Consider the following 18,447-nt stretch of genomic DNA (forward strand, 5'->3'; position numbering starts at 1 on the left):
ATTTTGCTGTTTTCACCTGATCAGCCAAGTGTTGGCGGTTGTAATTCAATAACTTCCTGCACCCTGCGCTCTTGAACGTATCCCTGCAAAATCCGCAGGGCCCCCTTGCTGTCCCGTACCGGGGTTAGCAGGTTTTCCAAGATATGAATATTATTGATTTGATGGTTTAGTTGAAAGAACCCCATGGCCGCTAACTCTTCATTGCGAATCCAGAAGGCGCAGCGCTCGCCGGTTTCCCGTCCTTTATCCAGGACAAGCAAATCCTGCCCATTTAAGGTGTATTGTACCCCATTGACCTGTAGCCGGCTACCTGGTTCTACCGGTCTTTTCTTGCGCTTGCGTTTGTAACGCGGTCGATTTTGCCGGGCTTCCTCGTGGGCCTTGATCTCTGCAAGTAAGGGACTTCCCGTTATCTCGAATCGCACTTCCCGGGTGAGTTTTCGCAAGGCACGGCTATATTTCGCCTCTCCGGTAAAATGCTGGTTTACATCCCGTTTCATATTGGAACTGTTATCCAGGAACAGGATGTCCCCTTCTTTACTGCAGAGGTAATAGACACCAGTTTGGTCCGGTACGGATTCCACCAGCCGCAACTGCCGGTTAGATAATTCCCCCTGGGTTTCATCCCTCATGATTTCACGGAATATGCTCTTGCTGCTATCCCGATCCAGGAGTACCCTAAAGAGTTTCAGGGTAGCCAGGGCATCTCCATTGGCACGATGCCGATCACTCACGGCAATCCCAAGGGAACGCACCAATTTCCCAAGGCTGTGCGATTCGGCTTCCGGGATAAGGCGCTGGCTCAGGTCTACCGTACAGAGGGTTTTACGCTGATATTCATAGCCCAGTCTCCGAAATTCAGTTCTTAGGATGCGGTAATCGAAAGGAGCATTATGCGCTACGAGTACGGCACCTTCTGTGATTTCCACGATTCGTTTGGCAACCTGGTGGAATTTGGGAGCGGTGCGTACCATCTTCTCATCGATCCCGGTAAGTTTGCTTACATAGGGTTGAATAGGTCGTTCAGGATTGATCAGGGAAATAAAAGTATCTACGACCTCAGTGCCGTTAAACCGATGCACGGCTATCTCCGTTATTCCTTCTTCATTGAATTTTCCTCCGGTGGTCTCGATGTCCAGGATTGCGTACACAGCTGAAATGGGCTAAAGTTTTAGGTGTTTCTGGCACCAAAGATACTACTTCCAATACGGACCATTGTGCTTCCGGTAGCTATAGCAATTTCGTAATCTCCGGACATTCCCATAGAAAGGATATCGAAGTCCACCCGACCTGGTCGGTATTGATCAAAAAGAGATTTCAGCATTTCGAATTCCCGCTTCACCTGCTTTTGGTCATCGGTAAAAGTGGCCATACCCATTAATCCCCGGATTCGAACGTGGGGAAACTGCTCCTTAGGGTCGTCCTCCAGGATTTCCTGTAGTTCGTCGCTGTCGAGTCCGAATTTGGTGCTCTCCTCCGCGATATGCATTTGCAATAAACAATCGACTACACGCTCTGCCTGCCCGGCGCGCTTGTTTATTTCCTTTAGAAGGCGCAGGCTGTCTACTCCGTGGATCAGCGAAACAAAGTCAGCGATATACTTGACTTTATTGCGCTGCAGGTGACCAATCATATGCCAACGGATATCCCCGGGAAGCTTGTCTTTTTTGGCAACCAGTTCCTGCACTTTGTTCTCCCCAAAATCCCGATGGCCGCTTTCATAGGCTTCGAGGATGTCGCTTTCCGGTTTGGTTTTGGAAACAGCAACCAGGGTAACGCTGTCAGGGAGTTCGGAAGTAATCTCTTTCAGGTTTTGGGCAATATTCATGACCTCAAATATCGTAAATCGTCAGTCCACTTGGTAACTTGGGCTCTACAAATGTGCTTTTGGGGGGCATGGTTAATTCGGCATCCGCGATATGCTTGATTTCCCGAAAGCCGATAGGCAACATGCTAAACCCTATGGCGAATTCGCCGGAGTCAACTGCCGACTTGATTCCCGGTCCGGGATGGGGGTCACTTACATAGCGTATACGCTGATCGTTCCTCAGGTCGTCAATACCAAATATTGGCTTCAGGATGGTCTCGTAGAGGATGTGGCTATCCAATTCCCGCAGGGGATTTCCAAAGCTATAGGCCGATTCCCGCAAATGCAGGGCATAAAATTTACCCGCCAGGTACATGCCAAAGGTATGTTTGCGCTCCGGTTTATAAATCAGTTCTCCTTGCTCGTGAATCCGATAATGCTGATCCAGTTTAAATAAGATGTCCTCCGGGCTCAATTCATTCAGGTCGGTGAGCAGCCGGCTGAATGCCCGGATTCTCAATTGACTTTCATCGATGAGATAACTCATAAAATAGCGATGGGCCTCGGCTTCCTGATTTTTCCTTTCGAGGCGTCCCGACAACAGTTCAGAGGAAGCGCTGCGATGGTGACCATCTGCAATGTATAGGGCGGGCATTTCTCCAAAAACCCTTGAGATCTGAGCTATGGCATCTGGTTTGTGAACTACCCACATTCTATGCGTGATGCGATCCGGGGAGGTGAAAAAATAATCGGCAGGCTGCTGCATCCTTTCCGCAAGCAATTGGGCAATGGCCTCGTTGTGCGGGTAGGTCATCAGGACCGGTTCTGCATTAAAACGCACAGCTTCGAGGTAATCTGCGAAAAGTACTTCACGCCTGTGCAAGGTATCTTCGTGTTTACGGATTTTACCACTGCGATAGTCTTCTGTACTGGTTGCGCAGAAAATCCCATGGGCTGCGTACTCGGCACCACTGTGCTCATATATGTAGTACCCCGGTTTTTCGTCCCGGACCAAAATGCCTTCGTCCAGAAATTCGAGATATCGATTGCGAACCCCCGTAAAACGCGCACTTCCCTGAAGTCTTTTGTGAAACTTAAAGCCTGGGTTTAAGATGTGTAAAAATGAAAAGGGGTTGTTTTCCAGCTCCCATTCGCGCTGCTGCTTTCCATACGATTCGTAGGATCGACTAATTACATAAGGCGCCTTGTCCGGAGCTGGCCTGACCGCGCGGAAAGGAAGGGCCTCTGCCATTTTCTACTGGAAGGATTTGGCGACGACTTCGGCCTTTCGACTTGCTGAATAATCGTAGAATCCGCGCCCTGATTTAATACCCAGGTCGCCCGCAGCAACCATATTTACCAACAAGGGGCAGGGGGCATATTTGGGCTGGCGCAGGCCATTGTATAGGACCTCCAGGATAGAAAGACAGACATCGAGACCTATGAAATCAGCGAGTTGTAAGGGCCCCATGGGATGACCCATGCCCAACTTCATTACCGAATCAATCTCGGTTACTCCTGCTACCCCGTGAAACAGCGTTTCTATCGCTTCATTGATCATGGGCATGAGAATACGATTGGCAACAAAGCCAGGATAATCGTTTACTTCTACAGGGATTTTGTTCAGTGCTCGTGATAACTCAAAAACAGCCTCCGTAACCGAATCACTGGTATGATACCCCCGAATAACTTCTACGAGTTTCATTACCGGTACCGGATTCATAAAGTGCATCCCAATAACCTTATCCGGCCTGTTGGTGGCAGCTGCAATCTCCGTAATGGAAATTGAAGAGGTATTGGTGGCCAGAATAGTTTCCGGAGAGCAGGCGGCATCTAGTTGGCTGAAAATTTTCTTTTTCAGCTCACTGTTTTCCGTCGCGGCTTCCACCACAAGATCGGCCTGGGCTACCCCAGAGTCCATTGATGTGTGGGTCGCAATACGGCCCAGTGTGGCTTTTACCTTGTCCTCGGTAAGGATTTCCTTAGCGGCCATGCGATCCAGGTTTTTAGAAATGGTGGCCAGCGCCTTATCCAGACGCTCCTGGTCTAAATCGATCAATTGTACCTGGAAGCCATACTGGGCAAAAACATGAGCAATACCATTCCCCATGGTGCCGGCTCCGATAACTGCAATTTGTTTCATTCGTAAGGATAAATTAGGATAGGATAACGGGTTCTCCGGGTTTACGGCCAAAGGCTTCGATGATCCTCAGGGCAACCTTCAGGGCCTGGGTGCCATCCTCAAGGGGAACAGGCACTGGTTTTTTTGATTCTATAGCGTCGGCAAGGGCTTCCAATTCGTCCAGGATGGCATTATTGGCATGGATTTCCGGATTCTCGAAGTAAATCTGCTTTCGAACTCCTTCGGCATTCTGCAAGACCATATCAAAATCTCCTGGATTTTCCGGGGCATCCTTCATACGTACTACTTCTACTTTGCGCTCCAGGAAATCCACCGATATGTAAGCATCTCGTTGGAAAAAACGGGATTTACGCATGTTTTTCAAAGAAATACGGCTTGCGGTTAAATTCGCCACGCAGCCATTGGCAAATGCGATTCGGGCATTGGCAATATCCGGGCTGTTGCTAATCACGGAGACGCCGCTGGCTTCTATCGAGACAACCTCGGAGCGAACTGCACTGAGAATTATATCAATGTCATGGATCATTAAATCCAGGACTACAGGGACATCCGTTCCCCTGGGATTGAATTCCGCCAGCCGGTGCGTTTCGATGAACATAGGGCTATCTAGCGCATCCTTGACCGCATTAAAAGCCGGATTAAAGCGTTCCACATGACCCACTTGCCCTTTAACCCCGAATTCCCGGGCTAAGGCAATCAAGGTTTCTGCTTCTTCGAGGGTATGTGTTATGGGTTTTTCTATAAAAACATGGCGTCCTGCACGAATGGCTTTTTCAGCACATTCGAAATGGGACAGGGTAGGGGTAACGATATCCACCACTTCTACCGCCTTTATGAGCTCCCCCATGTTTTCGAAATAGGGGACATCGAACTCCTTGGAAACTTTCTCCCCGACGATTGCATCGGGATCGTGAAAACCGACGAGCTCAAAACGGGTGGATTCTTTGAGTAGTCTTAGATGAATTTTACCGAGATGCCCTGCACCCAGTACCCCTGCTTTAAGCATAATTTATTCGGATTTTGCCCCAAAAATAGGCATTGTTTTTCAGATCGCTTCCTCGGAGATTTGCTAATTTAGCGGAAACGTAGGTAGGGGTGAAGGATACGCATAAACATCAGGGCAAGCGCAATCAACTGCTTAAACTTTTGGAGTCCAAAGGGATAACCGATCAGGCTGTGCTGGATGCCATGCGCGGGGTCCCAAGACATCTCTTTATGGATAGTGGATTCGAAGAACACGCCTATCAGGACAAGGCTTTTCCCATTGGCGCAGAACAAACCATTTCCCAACCCTATACAGTAGCCTACCAAACCAGTCTTCTCAAAGTAAAGCCAGGGGCGCGTATTTTGGAAATCGGCACCGGCAGCGGCTATCAGACTGCGGTGCTTTTAGGCATGGGCGCCAGGGTATACACCATTGAAAGGCAACGGAGCCTTTTTAAAAAAACCAGGCTATTCTTTGATCGGATGGGGTACCGCCCTAGAAAGTTCACTTTTGGCGACGGCTATCTCGGAATGCCTGAGGAAGCTCCCTTCGATGGAATAATTGTTACGGCTGGTGCCCCGCGGATTCCCAGGCCACTCATGTCCCAATTGGCGATAGGGGGAAGGCTGGTAATCCCGGTGGGAGAGGATCCCCAGACCATGATGCTGGTAGTTCGTAAATCAGAGAAGGAATTTGAAAGGCAAGCCCTGGGGGAATTCCGGTTTGTACCCCTACTAGAGGATAAGAACTAATTAGGGCAATCCTTAGTTATTAAAGGCCTTTTTGACCCGGTCTAACTGGCGTTTGGTCTCTCGGGTTTTGATACTCTCTCTTTTGTCGTAGCGTTTTTTACCCTTGGCTAGGGCAATTTGCATTTTGGCCAACCCCCGGTCGTTGATATATAGTTTCAAGGGTATTATTGTCAGTCCTGAAGTCGCAACAGCTTTGTGCAGCTTGCGCAATTCCTGTTTTTGCAGCAGTAGTTTTCGAGCTGCCTTGGGTAAGTGATTGTAATGTGTCCCATGGCTGTAGGGATCTACCTGCATATTGACTACAAAGAGTTCCCCACGGTCGTTAAACTCGCAGAAGCTCTCCGAAATGGAGGCCTTGGATTCCCGGATCGACTTGATCTCAGTACCAGACAAAACGATCCCTGCCTGGTAGGTATCCAGGAGCTCATAATCGTAACGGGCTCGTTTATTCCTGATGTTTACATTCGCCTTCATCGCCTGCAAAAATACTATAAATTGTACCTAACTTTGGACTTCATGAAAAATGTGTTTTACTTACCCCTGTTGCTTTTTGCCGCAGTCCTGAGTTTTTCCTCTTGCCGGGAAGCTCAAAACCCGGAGCCTACAGCCCAGGTAGTTATCGACAGCGCTATTCAAGTAGCGGGGGGCTCAAGATACCGGAGCGCTAATGTATCCTTTGATTTCCGCGATCGCAGTTACCGCTCATATTGGAACAAAGGTTACCAGATTCTGGAACGCCTGACCCCTACGGATAGCGGGGAAATCCGCGATGTACGTTATCACGATAAATTCGAAAGGTACCTGCGGGACTCACTGTTGATCTTACACGATACCACGGCAACCAATTACAGCAATTCGGTAAATTCCGTACACTATTTTGCTTACCTGCCCCATGGACTCAACGATCCTGCTGTGAACAAGGAATTGCTCGGGGTGGTTGAGATTGACGGGGAATCCTACCATAAAATCCGAATCAGTTTTGATCAGGCAGGAGGCGGGGAGGACTTTGAAGACGTCTTTATTTACTGGTTTAATACCCGGACTTTACGACCGGATTACCTCGCCTATGAATTCCATGTCAATGGAGGTGGAATGCGCTTTCGCAAAGGGTATAACGATCGGGTAGTTGGGGGAATCCACTTTTTGGATTATATCAATTACAAACCTGTTGCACCGGCAGCGTTGGAGGTTCTGGACAGTTTGTACCTCAACGGCGGCCTGGAGGAACTTTCCCGTATTGAATTGGAAAACCTGGAGGTTACGGAATAGGCCGCAAATACCTCGCGAACTATTCCGGGCAGTTACAGCTGAAGTGCAGCCGGTTTACTGTCGCTTTCTCACCGATCCGTTGTACAATAAACAGACTTCCATTATCCGAATCGTCCATGGATGCAAAGCGATCGTCCCCGATCAGTTTGTTTACCAGGTCGGGAGTAGTATTACTATGCCCAACCACCAGCACATTTTTCCCGTAGTTTTCGGCCAGGAAAGCATCGATATTCAAGGTTTCCGGGTCGTAATAGGTCGTAGAAAGACCGTATTTAACGGCAGAAGGCTCTGCGGTCATCTCAGTCCGGCGGTAATCGGTAGTATAGATCGCATCTAAAGAGGCATCGGCGAGGATCTCCGCCCAGTGCATAGCCCTTCCCAGTCCCCGCTGGGTAAGTTCAGGGTCAATGTTGTCGGGATTTGAGCGATCTTTTTCGGCATGCCGAATCAGATAAAAAGTAGTTACTTCCTGAGCTGAAGTATCGATAGATTCTGTAGGCTCATCCTTACAGGAAACGACAAATAGCAGTGCAATTCCTAAGATAAGCGTATGAAAAGTTTTCATAATATCGTGGTTTGTGTACATTTGTTAGCCTGGCTTCTACCTAAACTGCCTTAGCGCAAATATAGTATTTTGGAAGTCGGGAAATATTCTAAGACACTATATGAAATTCAGGTTTCTGGCTTTACTGCTGGCGGGAATCGCACCAGGTTTATTTGGTCAGGATGCCGTGGAACTTCCTCCGGATCTGCGTTCGCATAACCTGTTATATACCAATCCCAGCATTTTTAATCCAGCCTTTTCTACCGATCAGGTTACACCGCATCAGGTTGGATTCTGGACACGCTGGCAATGGCAAACCCCTGATACCGACCCGACTACCCTCCTGGTTAATTACGTAGGGCGCAGCCGGGATTTTGCGTACGGCGGCGGTTTCTTTCAAAATAATACTTCCATTTACCGGCAAACAGGAGGTTTGCTGCACTATGCCTTTGATATTCCCCTGGGAGAGACCTCGAGCATTACCTTCGGGGCCAACCTTTTTGGGTTTATGCAGGAGTTGTCCGACGCCTCTTTATTTCTGGAGGAACCTATTTCCCCTTTTATAGACGATCGGGACCAGTTTATTTTGCAACTATCGCCGGCCATTCAGTTAAACATTGACCAGTTTGGCCTGGCTGTGTTTTCCGACAACCTCTTTGATTTTAATGTAACTACCAGCGGGGCAGTTACTGAGTCAAACGAAAAGATTATCGGGGGAATGCTGCACTATACCTTCCCCCTGGAAGGCAATGATAGCAATAGCCCGACTTTCTTTCGCCCCATGGTTTATGTCAAGAGTATTCCGACATACGATACACAACTCGGCCTTAACCTGATCTGGTCTGCTTCCCGTTACTGGCTGCAAGGCGGATACAATTCCTTTTACGGGCCATCAGGAGGATTAGGAGGTAAGTTCTTCAAGCGACTCAATTTAGGAGCTATTGTGGAGTATGCCACAGACAATGCGCCGGAAGGTGAAGAACTGACCTATGAACTGGTGGCTTCCCTGGATCTCGGTCCTTTGGACGGTCGCAAGAAGGTTGTCGGTTTCGATGTGGAGGAAGAAGAGGAACCTTCCGCGGAAGAAGAATTGGCCGCTGCAGCACGCCTGGATTCTATCCAACGCGCCGAAGCTGCACAGGAGTTGGCCCTGCAACGCCAGCGTGACTCCCTGGATGCAGTGCGCCGAGCGGCTGAATTGGCCGAAGCCCGACGTGTTCAGGATTCGATTCAACAAGCCGAAGAAGCGCGACTCGCTCGTGAAGAGGTTGTGGTACCCGAAGAAGGGGAGCGCTATCAGGAAGTCAGCGAAGCAGGCCTGGAGCCAGGCTATTACCTGATTGCCAATGTCTTTGGCACCAAACGATATTTCGATGCCTTTATGGCCGACCTGCGTAAACAGGGGATTGAACCCTTATCCTTCTATCGCGAGGCCAACAAGTACAACTATGTTTACCTCAGGCGTTATGATTCCATAGAGGAGGCCAGAAGGGCGCGTAATTCAAAGTTTGGCGGGAAATATAACGGAGATCTGTGGATCTTCAGGGTGCGCTAATTCACTTCAAACGCACAATAATCCGAAAATCGAGAAGCATATTATTTGGAGAGTTCCTGCTTGAGGAGCAACTCCAGATAGGTCATGGTATTCAGCAGGTACTTGCGGTCGGACATTACAGTTGCCATAGCTACAGCGCCCTGAATCATGGTGTAGAGTTGTCGGGCAAAGGCCAGCGGCGGCACCGGTAGTTTAATCTGATTTTTTTTCGCGCCGTTTTCCAGCACCAGGGCAATCATGCCTTCAATGTTTCGGGAAGTCTCCCGGGCAGCGGCGGCAAGTTGGCGGTGGTTGTATTGTGCATCCACGCCTACGTTGAGTACCGGACATCCCCCCATTTTTAGGGTAAAGGTGTCGTAATGCCTGTAGAATTCGGTAAGCCCCATTAGAGTCTCCATGGCATGCTCTCCTGAGTCGAGTACTTCCTGAAGCGCTGTTAAAAGCAAATCCCGGTTATACTGAAAGGCACGAAGGGCGAGATCGTCCTTGTTTTCGAAATTTCCGTAAAGTGCTCCTTTAGTAAGTCCTGTAGCCTCGGTAAGATCGCTCATACTCGTTCCCACGTAGCCCTGCCGATTGAAGATTGGGGCGACCGTTTCAATAATAAAGGCGGTAGTCCTTTCGGCTTTGGTGGTCATTGAGCTTTGCTTTTGCTGCAAATTTCTCACAAGATACGGGAAGGGTTCAAAGAATACAAAAATAAAAACCCCCGACTACAGTCGGGGGTAATTCTCCTTAATTCGTTGCGATTTACTGGTGTTCCGGGAGGACTCAGACCAGTTCCCCCTGGTTTCTGAAAACCAATTCATCTTCAAAAGCATCGATCAACACAATGCTCTCCGCACTGATTTTCCCCGCCAGGATTTCCTTGGAGAGCGCGTTGAGCACTTCCTTTTGGATCAATCGCTTTATCGGACGGGCCCCGTATTGGGGATCGAAACCTTTTGCCGCCAGATAGTCCACTGCCTGATCTGTTGCATCGATCGTAATATTCTGTCCGGCAAGCATCTTGCGCACTCCATCGAGTTGCAAGCGCACCACTTCCCGGATGTCCTCCTGGTTCAGCGGAGTGAACATAATGATATCGTCGATACGGTTGAGGAACTCCGGCCGGATAGTCTTACGCAACAGCCCCAGTACTTCGACCCGGGCAGCTTCGGTTGCGCTGTAAATGTCGGTAAAACTCTCAAACTTCTCCTGAATAATGGAGCTTCCCATATTACTGGTCATAATTATGATGCTGTTCTTAAAGTCAGCAACACGCCCCTTATTGTCAGTCAGGCGTCCTTCATCGAGTACCTGCAACAGGATATTGAAGGTATCGGGGTGGGCTTTCTCGATTTCGTCGAGAAGGATTACCGAATAGGGCCGTCTCCTCACCGCTTCGGTCAATTGTCCGCCTTCGTCGTACCCAACATAACCTGGAGGGGCACCCACCAACCGGCTCACCGCATGGCGTTCCTGATACTCACTCATGTCTATGCGCGTAATGGCATTCTCATCATCAAAGAGATAAGCGGCCAATGTTTTGGCCAGCTCGGTTTTTCCTACCCCGGTAGTCCCCAGGAACAGGAAGGACCCAATCGGTCTTTTAGCGTCTTGCAAGCCTGCACGACTCCTGCGGATAGCATCGGATACAGCTACTATGGCCTCCTGTTGTCCTACCACGCGCTTGTGCAATACATCCTCGAGCTGGAGGAGTTTATCGCGCTCGCTTTGTAGCATTTTTGTTACCGGGATCCCTGTCCACTTCGCAACCACTTCAGCAATATCGTCCTGGGTTACCTCTTCCTTAATCAGCGTCCCGGCCTGCTGTTGCTCAGCCAGGGTTTGCTGCAGGGATTCCAGACGGGATTCCGACTCCTTGATTTTTCCATAGCGCAATTCGGCAACCAACCCGTAGTCTCCATTGCGTTCTGCGCGTTCGGCCTCGAGGCGAAAACCTTCAATGTCCTGCTTGGTTTTTTGGATGGCATCGACTACCTCTTTTTCCTGCTCCCACTGGGCAAAGATTTCGTTGCGCTCCTCCCGGGCATTGGCGAGATCAACATTGAGCGCTTTGAGTTTGATTTCATCGTTTTCGCGCTTAATAGCTTCGATTTCAATTTCCAATTGCATGATCCGGCGATCCAGTGCATCGAGTTCCTCAGGCTTGGAATTTATTTCCATTCGCAGCTTGGAAGCCGCTTCATCCATAAGGTCAATTGCTTTGTCCGGCAGGAATCGATTGGTGATGTAGCGCTGCGACAAATGAACCGCCGCGATTACTGCTTCGTCTTTAATTCGCACTTTGTGGTGCGCTTCATATTTTTCTTTCAATCCCCGCAGGATGGAAATGGCACTTTCGGTATCGGGCTCGTCCACAGTTACCTTCTGGAAACGACGTTCCAGAGCTTTGTCCTTTTCAAAGTACTTCTGGTATTCATCCAGGGTGGTAGCTCCAATAGCGCGGAGCTCTCCGCGGGCAAGGGCAGGTTTCAGGATATTTGCAGCATCCATGGCTCCCTGACCACCTCCGGCACCCACCAGGGTGTGGATTTCGTCAATAAAGAGCACAATATTGCCGTCGGAGCCGGTAACTTCCTTGATGACTGCCTTGAGTCGTTCTTCGAATTCCCCCTTGTACTTGGCACCTGCGATCAGTGCACCCATATCCAGGGAGTAGATAATTTTATCCTTTAGATTTTCGGGGACATCGCCCTGAACGATTCTATGGGCCAGGCCCTCGGCAATGGCTGTTTTACCGGTTCCGGGCTCCCCCACAAGCATGGGGTTGTTCTTAGTCCTTCGGGAGAGGATTTGGAGGATTCGCCGGATTTCCTCGTCCCGGCCAATTACGGGATCCAATTTCCCCTTGTCGGCTAAATCGTTCAAATTTCTGGCGTATTTCTCCAGGGAATTATAGGTTTCCTCAGCGCCCTGGGAAGTTACCTTGCTACCTTTACGCATCTCCGCTATAGCCTGTTTTAGATCCTTTTCATTCATTCCCTGATCCTTGAGGATACGCGAAATTTTGGACTTGGTTTGAAACAGACTCAATAGCAGATGCTCCAGGGAAACGTATTCATCTCCCATTTTTGTAGCAATACTCACCGCACCGTTCACGGCATTTCCAGCCTCTCGGGAAAACATAGTCTCTCCGCCGCTAACTTTGGGGAAAGATTCCAATTCCTTATCCAGGATTTGCGCAGTAACCTCCGGCTTAATATTGAGTTTTTTCAGGAGGAAGGGAAGGACGTGCTCATCTACCAGGGTAATCGCCTTGTAAATGTGCTCAGCTTCTACTTGCTGGTGTCCGAGCTCCTGGGCAAGGGCTTGTGCCTGCCCGAGGGCCTCCTGTGATTTTATAGTAAATTTATTTATGTTCATTTCAATGGGTATCTTCGTTCTGCCCAAGGATGGCAAATACCTTTCCAATTCGGAAAGCAGCCATTTTGACAGTAATTCAATGGAAATTACCAGACAAAAGGACAGTTTATGAAGCTTGGAAGTCTATTCAAATCCGGAAGAGGAGATAAGCCTGTATTCCCCTGGAAGCCATTAAATCAGGAGGAACAATTGGAGCAGTTACTACAGGATAGCGCGGATCGTCCACAAGTTGTATTCAAACACAGCACCCGCTGTGGGATCTCGTCAATGATGCTCAGGCGCTTTGAGAATATTTGGATAAACGAAGAAGGGGCCGATTTTTACTATCTGGATTTAATCAGTTTTAGAGGTTTGTCTGCAATGATAGCCGATAAGAGCGGGGTACGCCATGAATCTCCCCAGGTACTCATTTTTGAAAACGGTCAGGTAAAAGCCGTCGCCTCCCATTCGGCGATAGGCGAATTGAGTTTGTAGCTGCAGGAACATAAATTTCCTTTGTGCTTATAAAGAGCATAAAAAAAACCCGGCCGCTGGGGCCGGGTTTTGTTTTTATGAATAGCTGAATTATCTGAATCGCTGACCTGCGATAATCGATTTCAGTCGGGCTTTCAGGTCCTCTCCGGCATCATAGACCATTTGTTCATCCGAAGGGAATGGAACAGCGGCCAGGTCTAGCAATGCTACCAAATCATTGTCCAGCGCCCTGCGATCTCCATCGTAGTTGGCATAAACATGCTGAAATACGAATTCACTACTGAGTGGATAGGTATTTACAGATTGCTTGGTCCTCAAGTCAATGAAATCCACATTTCCTGTAACCTGAGCAATTTTCTGCTGGGTAAACTGATAGAAATTACAGCGTACCGTTCGGAAGCGATCTACCTCAATCTTGTTCCCAAGACTGTCTTTGACCACATTACCTTCTTCGTCGAGCAGGAATTGCTTCCCATCTTTAATCTGGCGTTCCTTAACTACCTGACGCTCGCTTACCTGCTCCGGAGATATTTGGATATTCCGGAAGGCCAGTTGCATCTCGTAGTCATATTCCACACCTTCCAACGGATTGGTGTGGTAGGAAGTCCACAGGTCGTTCAACCCATAGGTATTGAAATTCAGTAATTCCTCTTCCAGGCGCTGAGGAACGATTTGCTGGGTATCATTGATCATTTTTACCCGAACGAAATCCTGTCCGCGTCGGTGCGCCTCTTCCATGATCTCTTTGACGTTGCCATACCCTGGATTAATCTCCTCCAGATAGGCAAAATCATCATATGCCTCGCGGTAGTCGTATTTGCTACTCGCATTGGTAAAGAGGTTACGGGCATTCTGGAACAAATAATCAGAGAGTTCGTCCCGTGTCGAAAGAATCTGAGAATCGTAGTTCGAGAATTGGAAACGCGCCTGTCTGTTTTCCTCATATACCGGAAGCGGCATAAGCGGGCGGATCCTGTTTTGTAAATCCTTCAGGGCACCGTACTTCTTATAGATCGATTCCAGGTGGGCAGGATTTCCATCTTGCTCGAGGAAATTGATCTCCTGAAGTTCACGCGAGGTGTATTTGGCGTAGGCCTCCTCCAATAGAAGGACGTAAGCCTGATTCCCCTTACGGGTTTTGTTATCGGCCAAATTGCTTATCGCACGGTTTATTGCCTGTTGGTAATTTCCGGTATTAACGGCTTCCTGTGTCTTCTTGACCCCTCCACAGGAGATCGCCAAGGCCAGGATAGAAACATAGAGTAGTGTCTTTTTCATGATGGTTGTCTTTTGGGGTTTGAACGTAGCAGGTTCCAAGGGTCATGCCAAAACCGATCATGAATAGAACGAATTTCGATTAAAGTTCGTATAATCTCGTCGAAATCGCTGAAAATAAGAAGTTTGCGCTATGCTTAAGGCAGGGCAGCAAGTAATTCGGTACGGACTTCTCCAAAACCAATCCGGCGTCCGTCTTTCTCACAGAATCCGCGCATTACGACGGTATCTCCATCTTCAAGGAAGGAGCGGGACTCCCCGTTTTCCAGGGTAATCGGATTTTTACCACCCCAGCTCAATTCGAGCATGGAACCATAGGAATCAGGCGTTTTCCCGGAAATGGTTCCCGATCCCATCATGTCCCCGCTATTGACCTTACAGCCATTAACGGTGTGGTGCGCCAGTTGCTGGGCCATGGTCCAGTACATATGCTTGAAATTAGACCGGCAAATGGTTTGTGCAACGCCATTTCGGGGTTTCAGGTCTACCTCGAGTTGAATATCGAAACTCCTGTCTCCCTGCTGTTGCAGATAGGGCAGGGGTTCCGGATGCTGAGCGGGACTTTCGGTTCGGAAGGGCTCCAGGGCGTCCAGGGTTACAATCCAGGGGGAAATTGAAGAGGCAAAGTTTTTAGCGAGAAATGGCCCAAGGGGTACATATTCCCATTTTTGGATATCCCGGGCACTCCAGTCATTAAAAACCACCAAACCAAAAATGTAATCCTCGGCTTCTCCAATAGGAATCGGTTCGCCCATCTTATTGGCATCGGTGGTAATGAATGCCATCTCCAATTCAAAGTCGACGCGTTTTGACGGCCCGAATACCGGAGCATCTGCTCCGGGAGGCATCGTTTGCCCCTTAGGTCGGCGGATTGCTGTGCCACTGGGCACTATAGTAGAACTCCTGCCATGGTAGCCAACAGGGAGGTGTAACCAGTTAGGCATCAGTGCTTTATCCGGGTCCCGGAACATACTGCCTACATTGGTTGCGTGCTCCTTACTGGAGTAGAAGTCGGTATAATCCCCGATTTGGACCGGAAGCTGCATTTCGATTTCCTCCAGGGAAAAAAGGATAACATTCCGGTGTCCTTCATTATCGCGAAGCTCAGCATTCGTAGCATCGAAGACTTCTGCGATTCGGTTGCGCACCAGCCTCCAGGTTTTTTTACCGTCAGATATAAAGTCGTTCAAGGTGTCCTGCAGGAATATATCATCGGTCAGAGGAATGTCGCTGAAGTATCCTAACTGGTGCATGGCGCCCAGGTCAATGGCCGTGTCACCGATACGGGTTCCGATGGTAATCACATCGTCCCGGGTAAGAAAAACGCCGAAGGGAATATTCTGAATTGGAAAATCGGAATTAGCAGGGACTTCTATCCAGGAGGTACGTTGCGGATCGTTGGCTTTAAGGGGCATATGGATTGTTAATTGTCTTTTGATAAATTTCCATTCAAATATATCATTTTCCAAGGTTAAAGCAGGTCCAATTTGTACTTTTAGCGCTTATTTAAAAGTTGGCAGAACTATGCGTCGAGACACCGAAATTTTTGAACTGATTGAACAGGAAAAAGAGCGTCAGATAAACGGATTGGAGTTAATTGCTTCGGAGAACTTTACAAGCCCGCAAGTAATGGAAGCCTCCGGTTCGGTGTTGACCAATAAGTACGCCGAAGGATATCCTGGGAAACGTTATTACGGCGGATGCCAGGTAGTCGATCAGGTGGAGAATCTGGCCAGAGATCGTGCTAAGGCGCTGTTTGGTGCAGTCTACGCTAATGTTCAGCCCCATTCGGGAAGCCAGGCTAATGCAGCGGTTTACCAGGCTTGCCTGAAACCCGGAGACACCATTCTCGGGTTTGATCTCGCTCATGGAGGACACCTCACCCATGGTTCCCCGGTAAACTTCTCCGGGAAACTGTACCGTCCGGTGTTCTATGGAGTAGATAAGGAAACCGGAAGACTGGATTACGATGAGATTGCCCGGATAGCCAGTGAGGAGAAGCCTAATTTGATTATTGCCGGGGCTTCGGCCTATTCCAGAGATATGGATTTTGCCCGCTTTCGGGAGATTGCAGATAGTGTTGGCGCCCTGTTGCTGGCCGATGTCTCCCATCCTTCCGGGCTGATCGCTAAAGGAATCCTGAATGATCCTATTCCCCACTGTCATTTCGTTACCACGACTACACATAAAACCCTTCGGGGTCCACGAGGCGGGATGATCCTGATGGGTGAGGATTTTGAGAACCCCTTCGGCATTAAACTAAAGAATGGAAATCTGCGATCGATGTCCTCCTTGATAGATCTGGCCGTGTTTCCAGGAAACCAGGGAGGTCCTCTGGAACATATCATCGCCGCGAAAGCGGTGGCTTTTGGTGAGGCACTGACCGATGAATTCCTGCATTACATTATCCAGGTTCAAAAGAATGCCAAGGCAATGGCCGCTGCCTTCGTTGCCCGTGACTACCAATTGATTTCAGGGGGTACGGATAACCACATGATGCTCATAGACTTACGCAATAAGAATATTACGGGGAAGGATGCGGAGAAGGCGCTCGAGGCGGCTGATATTACCGCCAATAAGAACATGGTTCCTTTTGACACGCAGAGCCCATTTGTTACCTCAGGTATCCGTTTCGGAACGGCCGCCATTACCACACGTGGCCTAAAGGAAGCCGATATGGAAACCGTAGTGGAGCTAATCGATCAGATTATTCAAAATCCGGATTCTGAAGCAGTAAGCGCTTCTGTTCGCAAGGCAGTAAACGCCCTGATGCAAGATCGTCCGCTCTTTGCTTAAGGAGGAATCTTATTTGGAAGTATTCAAAAACTGAACTTCCTCTACCTGTAGGGTGCGGCTTTTGAGATCATAAATCCAGGCCCTGTCATCGCATTCGTAGTAGAGCGACCAGAAACCGGCATCCGGGAGGTTTTCGACCTGGTCCGAATCTTCGTTCATCCCGTAAACGGAAGGAAATATTTCCGAGGGGAAACCAAGGATCTCATGGCTTAGGTTGTCGTAATGTTTTCGTAGCAGGCTAAACGTATTTTGCCAGATATCCGAAACACTGCGGGAGTGGCTTTTCTGCAATACCAACTGGCAATCGCTAAAACTCACTGTAAGTTCTTCAATATCCGTGTCCTTACCATTTGAGAGGGACATCAGATCCAGATGTTGGGTTAATTCCAGGAATACATGTTTGCTGTCGCGATGCGGCTGTCCCCAGGTGGAATCTTCACCGTTGTAATATTCCAGCAATTGATTCAGGGATAGGGGGGAGTCCAGATGAAGGACCAGTCCAATATCATTGTAGGGACCAACTAATTGTTGAACCTGTAGTTTCCCGAAGCCAACACGCTCAATAAAACACTTCAATGCGGGCAGGCCTTCGATCCGGGGTTGGGAAATAAGGGCTTGTGTAACTTGTTCTGAATTCTGACGCTCGTTCATAGGAATTCATTCTAGCATATGACAGACATCAATCAAAGCTAGGAGGAATTCTTCAAGGTCAACTATATAAAACCCTTAGATTTTCTATGGTTTTTGTGGTGAATAGGGTGTTAATAAGGCGATTGCAGGGGAGGTTACTTAGATAAAGCCACGATTTCGAGCTTCGGTGATCAGGGCCTGATCGTTCTCTTTTTCGATGCCAAAAAGCGATTTAATCTGCCGCTTTCGGCTTTCAATACTCGGTAGGGAAAGGCTAATATGCTTTATCATATCCTTGGTTTTGGTGCCAACCGAGAGGAGATAGAGAATTTGCTTGTCGTTTTCGTCCAGGGGGATGGAATTAGCCATTTTTTTACGAATAGCCACCAGGGCCTTTTGAGTGTAATACGGCGGATTTTTCATAACCGTCTCCACCATAGCCTGCAAAGACCGCTGGTCGATTTCCGATTTCACCATGTAGCCCTCGGGATCAACCGTTTGCATTATGCTGTTAATGCGGTAATTATCACTAAAGGAAGACATAAATACAATTCGGGTTTCCGGGCTGATTTCACGAGCCAGAATACCGATATCTTCTCCCGTTTTATTCTTTATGTCGGAATTGGTATTGGCACTTAGCTGAATATCGAGCAAAAGAATTCCGTAGGGGATGGTCTTTATGGAGCGTTCTAGCTTATCTACAGCCTCCTCATAGGATTTGGCCATATCCATTTGGACCTCAAAGTCATTGAATTGGGTGTCCTCCAGGATAAATTTATATCCCAGCGTAGTCATTTCATGGTCATCAACCGCCAGCATTCTCAACTGCTCCATCATCTACTCTTTTA

General features: G+C 48.6%; 18 protein-coding genes. 5 read left to right on the top strand and 13 right to left on the bottom strand.

Annotated features, from left to right (window positions below):
* Window positions 1–20 precede the first annotated feature (20 nt).
* The 5 genes from BM318_RS08290 to BM318_RS08310 are packed head-to-tail and all read right to left on the bottom strand — an operon-like array spanning window position 21 to window position 4,956.
* The gene (locus tag BM318_RS08290) at window positions 21–1,151 is read right to left on the bottom strand and encodes an exonuclease domain-containing protein (RefSeq protein ID WP_092982168.1); all 1,131 of its coding nucleotides are present in this window, start codon (window positions 1,149–1,151) and stop codon (window positions 21–23) included.
* Window positions 1,152–1,171: 20 nt separating this feature from the next.
* Window positions 1,172–1,828, bottom strand: a complete 657-nt coding sequence (locus BM318_RS08295) for a YggS family pyridoxal phosphate-dependent enzyme (RefSeq protein WP_092982169.1) — start codon at window positions 1,826–1,828, stop codon at window positions 1,172–1,174.
* A gap of 4 nt (window positions 1,829–1,832) precedes the next feature.
* Complete coding sequence (locus tag BM318_RS08300) at window positions 1,833–3,059, bottom strand: DUF1015 domain-containing protein (RefSeq protein WP_092982170.1); 1,227 nt, start codon at window positions 3,057–3,059, stop codon at window positions 1,833–1,835.
* 3 nt (window positions 3,060–3,062) lie between these two features.
* Window positions 3,063–3,950, bottom strand: coding sequence for a 3-hydroxybutyryl-CoA dehydrogenase (locus tag BM318_RS08305; RefSeq protein ID WP_092982171.1), 888 nt, complete (start codon window positions 3,948–3,950; stop codon window positions 3,063–3,065).
* 13 nt (window positions 3,951–3,963) lie between these two features.
* Window positions 3,964–4,956, bottom strand: a complete 993-nt coding sequence (locus BM318_RS08310; protein WP_092982172.1) for a Gfo/Idh/MocA family protein — start codon at window positions 4,954–4,956, stop codon at window positions 3,964–3,966.
* 89 nt (window positions 4,957–5,045) lie between these two features.
* Between BM318_RS08310 and BM318_RS08315 the strand changes: the two genes are divergently transcribed.
* A complete protein-coding gene (locus tag BM318_RS08315) occupies window positions 5,046–5,687 on the top strand; it encodes a protein-L-isoaspartate(D-aspartate) O-methyltransferase (RefSeq protein WP_092982173.1) in 642 nt (213 codons plus the stop codon).
* A gap of 12 nt (window positions 5,688–5,699) precedes the next feature.
* Here the strand turns inward: BM318_RS08315 and smpB are convergent, their stop codons facing one another.
* Complete coding sequence (gene smpB / locus BM318_RS08320) at window positions 5,700–6,161, bottom strand: SsrA-binding protein SmpB (protein ID WP_092982174.1); 462 nt, start codon at window positions 6,159–6,161, stop codon at window positions 5,700–5,702.
* Window positions 6,162–6,203: 42 nt separating this feature from the next.
* Between smpB and BM318_RS08325 the strand changes: the two genes are divergently transcribed.
* Complete coding sequence (locus BM318_RS08325; protein WP_092982175.1) at window positions 6,204–6,956, top strand: DUF6503 family protein; 753 nt, start codon at window positions 6,204–6,206, stop codon at window positions 6,954–6,956.
* Between the two features lie 19 nt (window positions 6,957–6,975).
* Here the strand turns inward: BM318_RS08325 and BM318_RS08330 are convergent, their stop codons facing one another.
* The gene (locus tag BM318_RS08330) at window positions 6,976–7,521 is read right to left on the bottom strand and encodes a SixA phosphatase family protein (protein ID WP_092983434.1); all 546 of its coding nucleotides are present in this window, start codon (window positions 7,519–7,521) and stop codon (window positions 6,976–6,978) included.
* 100 nt (window positions 7,522–7,621) lie between these two features.
* Between BM318_RS08330 and BM318_RS08335 the strand changes: the two genes are divergently transcribed.
* Entirely contained in the window at window positions 7,622–9,055 is a 1,434-nt protein-coding gene (locus tag BM318_RS08335; protein WP_092982176.1) for a PorP/SprF family type IX secretion system membrane protein, read from the top strand.
* Between the two features lie 41 nt (window positions 9,056–9,096).
* Here BM318_RS08335 and BM318_RS08340 read toward each other — a convergent pair whose 3' ends face one another.
* Both BM318_RS08340 and clpB read right to left on the bottom strand, forming a co-directional pair.
* A complete protein-coding gene (locus BM318_RS08340; protein WP_092982177.1) occupies window positions 9,097–9,693 on the bottom strand; it encodes a TetR/AcrR family transcriptional regulator in 597 nt (198 codons plus the stop codon).
* A 133-nt stretch (window positions 9,694–9,826) separates the two neighbouring features.
* On the bottom strand, window positions 9,827–12,424 hold the full coding sequence (clpB, locus tag BM318_RS08345; protein ID WP_092982178.1) for an ATP-dependent chaperone ClpB: 2,598 nt from the start codon (window positions 12,422–12,424) through the stop codon (window positions 9,827–9,829).
* A gap of 108 nt (window positions 12,425–12,532) precedes the next feature.
* On the opposite strand from clpB, the gene ytxJ reads away from it, so the two are divergent.
* Complete coding sequence (gene ytxJ, locus BM318_RS08350; protein ID WP_092982179.1) at window positions 12,533–12,898, top strand: bacillithiol system redox-active protein YtxJ; 366 nt, start codon at window positions 12,533–12,535, stop codon at window positions 12,896–12,898.
* 90 nt (window positions 12,899–12,988) lie between these two features.
* On the opposite strand, the gene BM318_RS08355 is transcribed toward ytxJ, so the two are convergent.
* Together BM318_RS08355 and fahA are read right to left on the bottom strand one after the other, a co-directional pair.
* The gene (locus BM318_RS08355; RefSeq protein ID WP_092983436.1) at window positions 12,989–14,176 is read right to left on the bottom strand and encodes a hypothetical protein; all 1,188 of its coding nucleotides are present in this window, start codon (window positions 14,174–14,176) and stop codon (window positions 12,989–12,991) included.
* A 134-nt stretch (window positions 14,177–14,310) separates the two neighbouring features.
* On the bottom strand, window positions 14,311–15,588 hold the full coding sequence (gene fahA, locus BM318_RS08360) for a fumarylacetoacetase (protein ID WP_092982180.1): 1,278 nt from the start codon (window positions 15,586–15,588) through the stop codon (window positions 14,311–14,313).
* A gap of 109 nt (window positions 15,589–15,697) precedes the next feature.
* On the opposite strand from fahA, the gene glyA reads away from it, so the two are divergent.
* Complete coding sequence (gene glyA, locus BM318_RS08365) at window positions 15,698–16,969, top strand: serine hydroxymethyltransferase (RefSeq protein WP_092982181.1); 1,272 nt, start codon at window positions 15,698–15,700, stop codon at window positions 16,967–16,969.
* A 9-nt stretch (window positions 16,970–16,978) separates the two neighbouring features.
* Here glyA and BM318_RS08370 read toward each other — a convergent pair whose 3' ends face one another.
* On the bottom strand, window positions 16,979–17,620 hold the full coding sequence (locus BM318_RS08370; protein ID WP_092982182.1) for a hypothetical protein: 642 nt from the start codon (window positions 17,618–17,620) through the stop codon (window positions 16,979–16,981).
* 138 nt (window positions 17,621–17,758) lie between these two features.
* The gene (locus BM318_RS08375) at window positions 17,759–18,433 is read right to left on the bottom strand and encodes a response regulator (protein WP_092983438.1); all 675 of its coding nucleotides are present in this window, start codon (window positions 18,431–18,433) and stop codon (window positions 17,759–17,761) included.
* Between the last annotated feature and the right edge of the window lie 14 nt (window positions 18,434–18,447).

This window comes from Robiginitalea myxolifaciens (assembly GCF_900115205.1).
GTDB classification, from domain to species: Bacteria; Bacteroidota; Bacteroidia; order Flavobacteriales; family Flavobacteriaceae; genus Robiginitalea; species Robiginitalea myxolifaciens.

Bases quoted from the DNA above. Each gene is read 5' to 3' on its own strand.
- BM318_RS08295 (WP_092982169.1), bottom strand. From the start codon at position 1,828: ATGAATATTGCCCAAAACCTGAAAGAGATTACTTCCGAACTCCCTGAC.
- BM318_RS08300 (WP_092982170.1), bottom strand. From the start codon at position 3,059: ATGGCAGAGGCCCTTCCTTTCCGCGCGGTCAGGCCAGCTCCGGACAAG.
- BM318_RS08305 (WP_092982171.1), bottom strand. From the start codon at position 3,950: ATGAAACAAATTGCAGTTATCGGAGCCGGCACCATGGGGAATGGTATT.
- BM318_RS08310 (WP_092982172.1), bottom strand. From the start codon at position 4,956: ATGCTTAAAGCAGGGGTACTGGGTGCAGGGCATCTCGGTAAAATTCAT.
- smpB (WP_092982174.1), bottom strand. From the start codon at position 6,161: ATGAAGGCGAATGTAAACATCAGGAATAAACGAGCCCGTTACGATTAT.
- BM318_RS08325 (WP_092982175.1), top strand. From the start codon at position 6,204: ATGAAAAATGTGTTTTACTTACCCCTGTTGCTTTTTGCCGCAGTCCTG.
- BM318_RS08330 (WP_092983434.1), bottom strand. From the start codon at position 7,521: ATGAAAACTTTTCATACGCTTATCTTAGGAATTGCACTGCTATTTGTC.
- BM318_RS08335 (WP_092982176.1), top strand. From the start codon at position 7,622: ATGAAATTCAGGTTTCTGGCTTTACTGCTGGCGGGAATCGCACCAGGT.
- BM318_RS08340 (WP_092982177.1), bottom strand. From the start codon at position 9,693: ATGACCACCAAAGCCGAAAGGACTACCGCCTTTATTATTGAAACGGTC.
- clpB (WP_092982178.1), bottom strand. From the start codon at position 12,424: ATGAACATAAATAAATTTACTATAAAATCACAGGAGGCCCTCGGGCAG.
- ytxJ (WP_092982179.1), top strand. From the start codon at position 12,533: ATGAAGCTTGGAAGTCTATTCAAATCCGGAAGAGGAGATAAGCCTGTA.
- BM318_RS08355 (WP_092983436.1), bottom strand. From the start codon at position 14,176: ATGAAAAAGACACTACTCTATGTTTCTATCCTGGCCTTGGCGATCTCC.
- fahA (WP_092982180.1), bottom strand. From the start codon at position 15,588: ATGCCCCTTAAAGCCAACGATCCGCAACGTACCTCCTGGATAGAAGTC.
- glyA (WP_092982181.1), top strand. From the start codon at position 15,698: ATGCGTCGAGACACCGAAATTTTTGAACTGATTGAACAGGAAAAAGAG.
- BM318_RS08370 (WP_092982182.1), bottom strand. From the start codon at position 17,620: ATGAACGAGCGTCAGAATTCAGAACAAGTTACACAAGCCCTTATTTCC.
- BM318_RS08375 (WP_092983438.1), bottom strand. From the start codon at position 18,433: ATGGAGCAGTTGAGAATGCTGGCGGTTGATGACCATGAAATGACTACG.